General features: G+C 69.3%; 5 protein-coding genes and 2 pseudogenes. 3 read left to right on the top strand and 4 right to left on the bottom strand.

All coding sequences use genetic code 11. The features are described from left to right. The first annotated feature begins 488 nt into the window (after positions 1-488). Together CM1CMNOD_RS02235 and CM1CMNOD_RS24280 are read left to right on the top strand one after the other, a co-directional pair. Positions 489-2,792 (top strand): SpoIIE family protein phosphatase, encoded by a 2,304-nt coding sequence (locus CM1CMNOD_RS02235; protein ID WP_013872056.1) that lies wholly within the window; start codon positions 489-491, stop codon positions 2,790-2,792. A gap of 193 nt (positions 2,793-2,985) precedes the next feature. After that, positions 2,986-3,906, top strand: a pseudogene (locus tag CM1CMNOD_RS24280) (toll/interleukin-1 receptor domain-containing protein); the annotation flags it as partial. A 610-nt stretch (positions 3,907-4,516) separates the two neighbouring features. On the opposite strand, the gene CM1CMNOD_RS02220 reads toward CM1CMNOD_RS24280, so the two are convergent. Beyond that, positions 4,517-6,712: a WD40 repeat domain-containing serine/threonine protein kinase gene (locus CM1CMNOD_RS02220; RefSeq protein WP_013872055.1), complete on the bottom strand. Its 2,196-nt coding sequence runs from the start codon at positions 6,710-6,712 to the stop codon at positions 4,517-4,519. A gap of 1,185 nt (positions 6,713-7,897) precedes the next feature. Here CM1CMNOD_RS02220 and CM1CMNOD_RS22145 point away from each other — a divergent pair. After that, on the top strand, positions 7,898-9,502 hold the full coding sequence (locus CM1CMNOD_RS22145) for a lytic transglycosylase domain-containing protein (protein ID WP_085948580.1): 1,605 nt from the start codon (positions 7,898-7,900) through the stop codon (positions 9,500-9,502). A 148-nt stretch (positions 9,503-9,650) separates the two neighbouring features. Here the strand turns inward: CM1CMNOD_RS22145 and CM1CMNOD_RS02210 are convergent, their stop codons facing one another. The 3 genes and pseudogenes from CM1CMNOD_RS02210 to CM1CMNOD_RS24275 form a co-directional block, all read right to left on the bottom strand. Beyond that, positions 9,651-10,301 (bottom strand): phosphoribosyltransferase, encoded by a 651-nt coding sequence (locus tag CM1CMNOD_RS02210; RefSeq protein ID WP_013872053.1) that lies wholly within the window; start codon positions 10,299-10,301, stop codon positions 9,651-9,653. Between the two features lie 99 nt (positions 10,302-10,400). After that, positions 10,401-10,988: a DUF1918 domain-containing protein gene (locus CM1CMNOD_RS02205; RefSeq protein WP_431307442.1), complete on the bottom strand. Its 588-nt coding sequence runs from the start codon at positions 10,986-10,988 to the stop codon at positions 10,401-10,403. A gap of 63 nt (positions 10,989-11,051) precedes the next feature. Then, positions 11,052-11,204, bottom strand: a pseudogene (locus CM1CMNOD_RS24275) (CBS domain-containing protein); the annotation flags it as partial. Positions 11,205-11,823 lie beyond the last annotated feature (619 nt).

Raw genomic sequence — 11,823 nt, 5'->3', positions numbered from 1 at the left:
CCCGTCGTTGCCCCCTCCGACTTCACCCGCTCCGACTTCGTAGCCTCACCCACCGGTACACCCCGCTCGTCGGCCGCCGACCCCGAACAGCCGGCCGGTCCCCGTGCTCCACGGTAGAGAGTTGGACGATTCGCAAACCAGGGTGAAACAGACAACGCACTCGACCCAGTTTCCTGATGCCCTAGGGTTTTCTCGAACGGTCTCGGAATCGTGGCCCGTAACCGACGCGGACAGATACCGACCAGCCACCGAACACGCATCGAACAGGCATCGAACAGGCATCGGGCAGGCACCGAACAGGCACCGTCGCGTCGTCATCGGCCCACGGCGCCAGGGCCGGGGAGAACCACGGAACAGCAGCAACGAAGAACGGGAGAACAGCGGACCGCGGGGGCTTCGTCCGCGTGGTGGCGTCCGTGCGAGGATGTCCGTGTTGGGGGCCGCAGTCCGCATGCCGGCGGCACCCGAGCCAGTGAGGGACGTACGTGGTGGGAACACAGCGGCCGACCGGCCCGGCCGGCGACGACCAGGTGGCGCGTCTGACCGCACTGATCGTCCGCCAGCAGGGCGAACTCGAGGCGGTGCGGGCGCAGGCCGCCACCGAAGCCCTGGTGGATCTCGCGATCGGTGTCCTGACCGAGCGCCTGCGCTGCTCCCCCGGTGAGGCTGCCAGGCAGCTCACCCACCTGGCGGCCCGGTCCGGGATGCCCCTGGCAGAGCTCGCCGCCGACGTGGTCGGCCAGCCGGCGGGCGACGCGCTCGTGCGGGGCTCGGCACAGCCGCCCCGCCACCAGCCGGCGCAACTGGCCGACGCCCCGGCACCACGGGCCGTGGACGGATCCCGGATCGCCGTGGCGACGCTGGAGGAGGCCCTCGCCCCGCTGGGAGCCGTGGCCGTGGCGCTGTGGATGACCGAACCGGACGGCGCGCTGGAACTCGCCGGCGAGGCGGGGCTCAGCGCCCTGGAGGCAAGCCGCTGGCAGCGCCTCCCGCCGCAGATGGACTGCCCTGCCCAGCGAGTCGTTCAGGACGGCTGCCCCCGGTGGTGGCCGGCAGCCCACCACCTGCCGCGCCCGCTCCCGCTGGTCGGGCCTTGGCGCGGCGCCCGGGCGGTGCTGCCGCTGACCGACGCCGGGGCGCTGCTGGGAGCGATGGAGATCTGCTGGCCGCAGCCTCTCGAGGAGTTCGCTCCCGCGCTGCGCCACCAGTTGCTCACGCTGGCCGGAGTCTGCGCCAGCAGCCTCGGGGTCCAGGGGGAACGCACCTGGGGACGCCACGGCTCGTGGCTGCCCGCCCTGCTGGACGCCCTGCTGTGCTCCGCCCTCGTCGCCCACGCCGTCCGTGACCATGACGGACGGATCGTCGACTTCCAGATCGACCACGTCAGCGACGGGTTCGTCGACCCGGCCGGCCGCGGTCCCCGGGATCTCGTCGGCCGCCGGCTGTCCCACGTCCATCCGCTGATGACGGTCCCGGACGGGCTGTTCGAGCACGCTGTGGACGTGCTGCGCACCGGTCAGCCGTATCAGGCCGACAGCCTGCCCGTCCACGTCATCGTCGGTGACCGGATCGTCGCGACGGAGATGGATGTGCGTATCGGCCGGCTCTTCGACGGCATCGCGCTGACCTGGCGGCGGGCCGACGACAGCAACGGGCTGACCACCATCCTCCAGCACGCCCAGCGGCTCGGTGAGCTCGGCGGCTGGCAGCAGGACGTACTCACCGGTGACGTGCGCTGGACCGACCACACCTTCACGCTGTTCCGGCTGATGCCGGATGCGCCGGAAGCACCCATCTCCCTGCAGGGACTGGACGCCCACGTCCATGCCGATGATCTCGATGCTGTCCGCCGTTTCCGTGACGTGCTGTTCAACCAGGTGCGGCCGGCGGCCACGACATTCCGGCTCCTGCGGGCCGACGGCGCGATCCGGCAGATACGCGCGTTCGCCGAACCCGTCACGGACGCCGCCGGCACCCTGGTCGCCGTCCGCGGCACATACCAGGATCTTTCGACTCTTTACCACACCCAGGTCGCCCTCGCCGCCACCCGCGGCCAGCTTGCCGACACCGAACAGCGGGCCGACGACCAGCAGCGTCTGGCCATCCAGCTGCAACGGGCCATCACGCCGTTCTCGGCCGATCCGGTCGAGACCGCCGGGTTCGACATCGCCGTCCGCTACCGACCGGCCAACCAGGACCATCTGGTCGGCGGTGACTGGTATGACGCGGTCGTCCTGCCCTCCGGGGAGGTCCTTCTCACCGTCGGTGACATCGCCGGGCACGGGATCAGGGCTGTCACCGGCATGGTCACGTTACGCAACAGCCTGCGTGGCCTTGCCATGACCGGGGCGGGGCCGGCCCAGCTGCTGCGCTGGCTCAACGACGTCGCCTACCACCTCACCGACGACGTCACCGGAACCGCCGTCTGCGGTCTGTACGACCCGGCCACCCGCGTGCTGCGCTGGGCATGCGCCGGGCACCTGCCGCCCGTCCTGGTCCGCGACGGCGACGCCGGCACGCTCCCGCTGCCGGCCGGAGTCCTCCTCGGGGCGGACCCACACAGCGCCTACGAGGAGACCGCCACCGCGCTGCGGCCCGACGACGGCGTCCTGCTGTTCACCGACGGGCTCATCGAACGGCGCGGGAGCGCCCTCGACGAGGCGCTGGACACCCTCGTCCTGGTCGCCGGCCGGCCGATCGCCGACCTCCAGCGGTATGCCGACCACCTCCTGCGCCACACCACCCCCGACACCGACGACGACACCTGCCTGATCGCCGTCCATCTGCGCTGACCCCGCGCCGGCAGGTACCACCGCCGGAAAACGCCGGACCAGACACCCTGGCCGCCGAGCCGCCACCGCGAACCGTCCGCGGGGACGGCGGCCACCGCTTCCCGGGTATCAGCAGCCTCACGCGACGAAAAACAAACAGATAGTTACCGCCGCCTGAACAAACAGTACGCCGCGGCTGGCGACGCATTATAAAATGACGTTCGGCCATGCGCCGGGAGGTAACAGGAGAAGGCACCGACCGTGGGATTATCGGCAGGTGGTCGATGAACGTCCCGCGGGTCTGCCCGTCATATTTATCAGCTACACCCAGGTGGACCGCGCGTGGGCGGAGTGGATCGCCTGGCAGCTTACGGAGACCGGATACGACGTCCATCTCCAGGCGTGGCATCTGATGCCGGGCACCAACTGGGCGGCCTGGATGCAGCGCATGACCGACGAGGCCGATCACACGCTGGTCGTGCTCTAGCCCGACGCCCTGCGTTCGGACTATGTGGAAGCGGAGTGGCAGGCCGCCTTCCGGGACGACCCGCTGGGGCGCCGGCGGCGCGTGATCCCAGTGCTGGTGGCGCCGTGCGAACGTCCCGGGCTGCTCGGCGGCTACACGTGGATCGACCTGGTCGGGTTTTCCTCCGAAAGGGCCCGGACAGAACTCCTCGCCGGTGTTCGGACGGCCCACAGCACAGACGGCCGTCCCCGGCAGGCGCCGCCTTTTCCAGGAGCCGTGACAGCGGCGGCGCAGGCACCGGCTTTCCCGGGCGAGCAGTACCGGTCCGCGGCCACGCGCTTTCTTGAGCTGGTCGAGCAGGCGTGCGCCGACAGCTATCCGGACGCGCGTATCCAGCGGGTCTCGCCGGACGACCCCGCCGCCGCGCATCTGTTCGTCATCCGGGACGAGTCCGGCCTCACGCGGCGGTGGCCGGTCGGCATCGCGTCGGACGGCCTGGACGAGTCGGTGCTCACCGGCTTCGTCGAACGGGTACATGCCCGCTACGAGGCGCGTGACCCCGAGGTCGAGTCCGAACTGGTCTACGGCGGGGAGGTCGTCGACGCGGCGCTGATACGCCGGGCCCGCCGCCGTGGCGTACTCGTCCGCAGCCTGCCCGAGTTCCAGCGGCTGTGGGATCCGCGTCGATATCTGATCCGCCAGTCGGAACGCCTGGAAAACGACCTTCTCTATCCCCCGTGGCTGTATGTGCCACAACGTTACGTTCGCCTCGACCGGGCCGGACGGCGCGGCCCCGACCAGTCGGCCGAACCGGACGACGACGTCTTCGACACCATGGTGAACTGGCTGGACGCCGAACCCGCCCGGCTGATCCTCGTGCTCGCCAACTTCGGCCACTGGAAGACATTCCTGCTCCGGGAGCTCGCCCGGCGGCTGTCGAGAATTCTGCCGAACCTGGTGCCGGTGTTCATCGAACTGCGGGCGCTGGAGAAGAACCACAGCCTGGACGCCCTGCTTGCCCAGCACCTGGCCGTCGCCGGCGAGGAGCGCATCGACATCCCCGCGGTACGCAGAATGTTCGAGCGCGGCCAACTGGTGCTGCTGTGCGACGGATTCGACGAGCTCGCCCTCCAGGTCACCTACGACCGGGCGGCCGAGCACCTGCGCACGATACTGTCCGCTGAAAACCCGCGCACCCGCCCCGGGCCGGCAGCCAGACGATATTCGTCGACGGCGGGTTCTCGGCAACCTGACCGAGATTGCCTTCTCGCCGGTCACATCAGCTGCCGGCGGAGGCGGGTTGACGCAGCTCCCACAGCCGCACCGTCTTGTCGTTGCTGCCTGTGGCCAGGGTGCGCCCGTCCGCGGAGAACACCACCGACATCACCCAGTCGCCATGGACGGTCAGGGAGTCGTTGCGCGGATACGGACTGGAAAGATCGGTGACGTTCCACAGTCGGACCGTCCCATCGAAACTGCCGCTGGCCAGCGTACGGCCGTCCGGAGAGAACGCCACCGACCGCACGGTGGTACTGGAGACCCGCAAATGATCACCAGCTGGATGCGGATCGGAACGGTTGGTGACGTCCCACAGCCTTATCGTCCCGTCGTAACTGCCACTGGCCAGGACATGGCCGTCCGGGGAGAACGCCACCGAGAACACGAACATGGTGTGACCGACCAGCGGGGCGCCGAACAGGCGCGGGCGGGAACGGTCGGTCAGATCCCACAGCCGCACCGTTTTGTCGTAGCTGGCGCTGGCCAGGGTACGGCCGTCTGGGGAGAACACCACCGACGTCACGGCGTCGGCGTGGCTGATCAGCGGCTTGCCAAGCGGGCGCGGACCGGAACGGTCGGCGACATCCCACAACCGCACTGTCCCGTCATTGCTGCCGCTGGCCAGAACTTTTCCGTCCGGGGAAAACGCCACCGATGTCACGGCATCCCGGTGGCCGGATACCGGCCCGGCCGACAAACGGGGCGCGGAAGGATCCGTCACATCCCACAGCCATATCGTACGGTCCCAGCTGCTACCGGCCAGGGTATGGCCGTCCGGGGAGAACGCCACCGACGTCACCCCGTCGGTGGGGCCGGTCAGGGGCCTGCCGAGCAGGCGAGGCTGGGAACGGTCGGTGACGTCCCACAACCGTACCGTCCCGTCTCGGCTGCTGCTGGCCAGGACCCGCTGGTTCGGGGAGAACAGCACCGACAGCACCCAGTGGGTGTGGCCGGTCAGCGGCGGGGAGAGCGGACGGATGCTGATATCAGACGGGTCCCCACTGCGGGTGGCGGCAACAAGAGCCACGGCGCCGGCGAGGAGAAACGCGATGACGGCGATACGGCAGCGAGAAGCGCCACGGTGGCGAGGCGCACCGCCGGGACGGCGGTGCGCGGGCGGTACGGCCGATCGATGGTGTGGCCGGACGCGACGCACCCGGCCGGTAGGACGGTCACCCACCTGCGTAGCCGACGCTATGCCCTGTGACAGCAGACTGTCAGCGGGTGCGTCGCCCGCCGAAGGCGAAGGCGCCGTATCACTTTTCGGAGACAAAATATTACTTTTGGCGATAGGCGGCAGTGGCGGAGGGGCGGACACGGACGGGCGTTCGGCGGCGGCACGGACGTCGTCGTCGAGATGTAGCACAAGCCCCGAGCGGGCGAGCCAGCCAGCGCCGTAGGCCTCGGCCGCGGCTCGAGCCAGATACAACGCGAAGGCCTGAGCGGACGGCGGGCGGGCCACCGGGTCGTTCGCCAACGCCCACATGATCGCATCCGCTACCCGAACCGGCACGTCTGGTGGCGGCGGTGGGACCTGCTCGAGACGCTGCCGCAGGATGGACGGGGCCGGGGCGAACGGCGTCACCCCGGTCAGCAACAGATAGAGCAGCACTCCGAGCGCGTAAAGATCGGTGGCCGGCCCCAGCCGGCCCCCATCGATCTGCTCGGGAGCCATGTACAACGGCGTCCCAGCCACCGCGCTGGCGGTGACCGGCAATCCGCCCACCTGTTTCGCGAGCCCGAAATCGACCACTTTGAGCAGGCCCGTGGTGTCGAACAGAATGTTGTCGGGTTTGATGTCGCGGTGCAGGACCCCCCGGGAATGCGCACAGGCCAGTGCCGCGGCGATCGCCAGCCCCACCGCGCAGGCTCCCTCCTGGAGCATCCCCGCCTGGTGACAGCAGGTCAGCGTCCCGCCGGCCAGCATCTCCATGACGAGCAGACGCAGTTCTCCGGTCTCGACATAGTCGTAGACCCGGACCACATGCGGATGATCCAGAGCGGCGAGAACCCGGGCCTCGGTGGCAAAACCGGCCGCCGCCCGACCGTGCTTCCCGAGCATCATCTTGATTGCGACATCACGTTGCAGACTACGGTGCCAGCCGGCCAGCACCACGCCGAACGTACCCGCACCAAGCTCATCACCCAGCTCGTAGCCGGGTAGCGCCGCTGCCACCCGCGCCCGATCAACAGTCATCGATCCGCAATCATGATATGGGCGCGACTCCACGCCGACGCCCGTCGTGAACCGTCACCGACACCCCGTCCTTCACCCCGGCACGCCATAATCTCGTGAGCAGCGCCATCATATAAGTCACGTTCCACATATCATGGTGCCCACAGGTGAGTGGTACGGAACGCACCGCTGCCGTCCTGCCGACCGACAGATCCGTCGAACAGCACAGAGAATCCGGGCCGTCGCCGACCGCGCTCGGGGATGGTGACAAATCCGGGGCAGCCTGTCATACGCTCCTGGTTCAGAACGGCCACCGGCGGGCGGACAATACCGCCCGGTATCGGTCCGGTTCCGCGGGCAGCCGGGAGGCCTGTACCGCTCACCCTGTTAACGTCATCCTGTTACCACGACCGACACACCGGCCGGCCACGGACACCCGCGATATTCATATATCCGTAACAGAAGCAGGCACGGCGTCGCGGGACCGACGGGCACCAGAGCCGCTGGGACACGTCGACACACAACGCGTTCAGAGAAGTACAAGAGACGACTCACGCGTCCGGTCGAACGCCCAGGCGAACGATCAGCGAACAGTGACGAGAGAAGCGGTGACGGAAGACGGAGCGGCGCACCCCCTCCAGCGACCGAGCGCCGGAGCACCCAGGACCTGGGCCTGACTACGTTCACGCAACTCGTCACTACATACCGACAGTTATTGGAAAACTACCCCCGGACACCTGGCGTCAAAGTCGTACGACATTTACTGTCGACACATTCCGGACGAGGACCAGAAACGCCGGACGACACCTCGTCCAACCAAGAAACCACTGATTCACGACCTACCAGCCACAGACCTACGCTTGAGCGCACTGCCGACACTGACTGCCAGCAGCCACTTCCCGGTCCGGGAACACGGCGTACAACGACGGTGGGCACCCTGACGGTGTGCCGGAGTTCCAGCCGGTGAAGCGCGCATGCGGCTTACCTGAACCAGGCTGTTCGACAAGGTGGACGTCTACTGTGATCAAGTACTGGCGCGGCCCCAGACGAACTGGCGCGTACCAGCACAGGGACGTAGCCGCATCCGGCGAGGTCCACCCGCAAATACCAGCCACCCCGCGCCCGCGCCGGGTGCGGATACTCCAGCACGTCCGGAGTCTCGTAGACCGGCTGTCCACCCCCCCGCGCCGGGTGCGGATACTCGTGATGCCGGCTGCCGCCACCGCGCTTCTCTTTCTGGTCAGTGGTTCCACGGCCATCTCGCAGACCGGTGCCCCCGCCGGGCCTCCACCCGGACCAGTCAGGCCGCCGGCCGACGGTGGTGCTTTCTCGTTACCGCCGCTCGCCGGCCTGGGTAGCGGCAGCTCCGGCAGGGCGGGCGGTACCGCCGCGCCGAGCACACAGAGCCTGGCCGCGGCAGCGGCCGCCGGGTCGGGCGGGGCCGTCACACTCGCCGCTGGTGACAGAGGCATACCGGAACGGGTGCTGGCCGCCTACCGCAGGGCAACCGAACGGATGGCGGCCGGGCGACCCAACTGCCATCTGACCTGGCCTCTGCTGGCCGGAATCGGCAAGGTGGAATCCGGCCACGGCGCTGGTCGCGCCATCAGCCCCGCCGGCACCATCACCCCGTCGATCATCGGGCTTCCCCTGGACGGCGTGGGCGGGCGCGCGCGTGTCACCGACACCGACGACAGCAGGTGGGACGGCGACACCGTCTTCGACCGAGCCGTCGGGCCGATGCAGTTCATCCCGTCCTCCTGGGTGAGTGCCGGCAGCGACGGCAACGGCGACGGCCAGCGTGACCCGAACAACATCGACGACGCTGCCCTCGCCGCCGCTGGCTACCTCTGTGCCTACAACCGCAATCTGAGCGATCCCGCGCAGCTACGGGCAGCGATCCTCGCCTACAACCCGTCCGACGACTATGTCCGTGCCGTACTGACCTGGACGGCCGGTTACGCCGGCAGCGGCGCAACCGCCCTGCCCACCCCGGCATCGTCCACGAAGTGCCCAACGATCACCATCGCGGCGGACTCGCTGACCACGACAGCCGCCGACCTCGACCCGGCCGTCACCGGCTATGACGCCCTCGACATCACCGGCGTCCTGAGCACGGCTGGTAACCCGACCGGCGGGGCACCGATCAGCGTCCCGATCAGCGCGACGTTGTTCGACAGCCACGGATATCTGATCACCGGCACCCGCGGCACAGTGATCGCGGACGCCCGTGGTGGCACGCCGGCCCGGCTGCAGCTCGCCCACTTCAGCGGGCGGGACATCGGCGAAGCGGGCGCGGCCGGCACCCTCACCGGCCGTCTCACTCTCGAGCCCGCGAACACCGGCTGCGCGGCGCAACCGGCCACCACCTTCAGCATCACCGGTCTGAACGTCGCGGACTTCGCCGGCTGGAAGACCAGCCCGGCATCCCTGCGCGACCGGCTGACGCACTACAACCAGCTGGGCCAGGTCAACGCGGCTACCACCAAAGCGCTGGACGCGCTGATCCCCAGCACGGTCACCGGCCCCGGCAGGCTCACGCCCTTCCTTGACCGGCTCGCCGACGCCACATCCGTCGAGGTCAGCGACGAAGCACGCAGCAGACTCGCGAGCATCGCCCAACGCCTGAACAACTCCCCTGCGCAGGCCGGTTCGCCGACGCCCGCATCCACACCCGCCCCAGCGCCGGCCTCACAACCGGCATCCGCACCGGCCGGTAGCGCTCCCGCTTCCACACCGACCCCGGCAACATCCACCTCCCCCGCGCCACGCACGGATCTGGGGCGTCTGCTGGGCGAACTGCTCTACTGATCTACTGACCGGATCCGGTCCGGCCCAGACCTCTCCGGCGAACTCCCCGACGTCACCACACCGCCCCTCTCTGTCGCGGCCACGTAAGGTGCCCGCGTCCCACGGGTGAGGAGCTTCGGATGGTGATCCGCGGAAGACCGCCCGGCCGTCATCCAGCGGTCACGGCACGGCGCAGAAGCTCGCGGACCTCGTCATCGGTCGTCTGGGAGAAATCGGCGTAGTACTGGCCGACAGAGAAGAAGGTTGACGGGGTGCGCAGACAGAGCACACCGTCGGCGACGAACCGCATCTGCCGGCACGCCTGCTCCGAAGCCACGGGCACAGCCACGACCACCTGCGCCGGCCCGCGCTGGCGGACGGCGTCGACGGCGGCGTACATCGTGGCACCGGTGGCCATCCCATCGTCGATCAGCAGGACCACGCGGCCGGTGACGTCGAGCGCGTCCCGGCCCAGGCGGTAGGCATCCTCCCGGCGGGCGAGCTCACGGCGCTCGGCGGCCACGACCTCGGCGATCGTCTCCTCCCCGATGCCCAGGCTATAGATCACCTGATCGTTGCGGACGAGCGTCCCGCCGCCGGCCAGCGCGCCCATCGCGAGCTCGGCGTGCCCGGGCGCCCCGAGCTTACGCACCGGGAAGACGTCCAGCCCCGCACCCAGCCGTCGCGCCACCTCGAAGGCGACCGGCACACCGCCTCGTGGCAGCGCGAGGACGACGACGTCGTCACGACCGGCGTATACGGCCAGCTGCCCGGCCAGGGCACGGCCCGCCGCCGGCCGGTCGGCGAACAGGGGATGCACCCGCCACCTCCGTATCAGGGCGGCCTTGTCAGGGCGTCACAGGTGGCATCCGGTGGCTGCGGGCCGGCCACCTGTCAGCTTCCGGCCGCCTACCTGCTGCTACCGGCTGCCGTTGCCAGCCCGCTCGCCCGTGGCCGCGGTCGCCGCCTCGGCACGTGGACGCACCTCCGCGTCCGGGCCCGGATAGGTGAAACTGACATGATCGGAATCGGACCAGCTGACCAGGAACGGCGGATCGCCCGAGGGGGAACGCACCTCCAGGATCTCGCCGGACCGCTCCGGCCGGCCCAGCGTCCGCCCGTGGATGACCAGGGTGTCACCGGGGTGGGCCCGCACCAGCCGGCGGGAGGCGATCACCCCGCTGTCGGCGTAGGTGCCGCCACTACCGGCACCGCTACCGGCGTAGGTGCCACCGTTGTCGGCACGGACGGCGCCGTCGCCGGCACGGACGGCCCCACCCGTGCCCACCGGCGTCCTGCGGTGCCGGGCGATGACCTCCCGGGCAAGGGGACGTACGACGTCCTCGATCCGCCGCGCGTCACGGATGAGGAGGTCGTCGATGGAGAGGACCCCGACGATCCGGTCGCCGTCGAGGACGGGCAGCCGCCGCAGCGCATGATCGCGAAATACCTCGTACGCGCGGTCGAGCTCCGCGTCAACGGGCAGGGTGAAGACCTCCGTCGTCATCAGACGATCGACGGAGGTCTCCATCGGAACACCACGGGCAACTCCCCGCAACACGATATCACGATCAGTGACAATCCCGACCAGGTGATCGCGATCGTCTGTGACGAGAAGAGCGCCCACCCCGTGGAGGTCCATCTCATGGGCCGCTTCCCCGATCGTCCTGTACCGCCGCACCGTCACCGGTGGCACACTGGTTACGCTGAGTACGTTCGCCATCGAGACTCACCTCCCAGGCCGCACGCCTTCCCAGGCCCTACAGGCCCGCGATGTCGGTTCGCGAGCCCGCGCGGGCATGCCGTTTCTCCACTTCCCCGCCTTCTTCGTTTCCTCGTCACTTCCTCGTCGTCTTCTCCACTTCCCCGTCCAGCGTGCCCGGCACACCCGCACAGCCGCTCTTTCGGACGAAACCGGAGAACGCATGATCGTGATATTCACGGCTGGGATCCGCGGACCGCTCCTGGAGCCGCCCGCGGCCAGCCCCGATCCCCCGGCTCCTCGGGTCCCTCCTCTGCTACTTGGACCTCTGGTACTTGGACGATTCGAGATGCCGTGTCCGTGGAAGGTGGCAGGAGTCGACCGATACGGCAACCAGCCCCGGCCGCCCGCCACGTCCCGATCATCGATCGTTTCGTCCCCACGGAGGACACATCATGATCTTAGTTGTCACGCACGGCAAGCTGTCCTCCTCGCGACCGGCATCCTCACGGCCGGCATCCGGCGCGTCCACCGCCCGGCCCGTGCCCGCACCCGCCAACCCCCCGCCGTCTCCCGAACCGATACCGACAGCTGATCCGGCACCGGCACCGACGCCGGCACCGACGCCTGGTCCGGTGCC

The sequence above is a fragment of the Protofrankia symbiont of Coriaria myrtifolia genome (assembly GCF_900634755.1).
GTDB lineage: Bacteria > Actinomycetota > Actinomycetes > Frankiales > Frankiaceae > Protofrankia > Protofrankia coriariae.
This window is presented reverse-complemented; position numbering and strand designations above follow the sequence as displayed.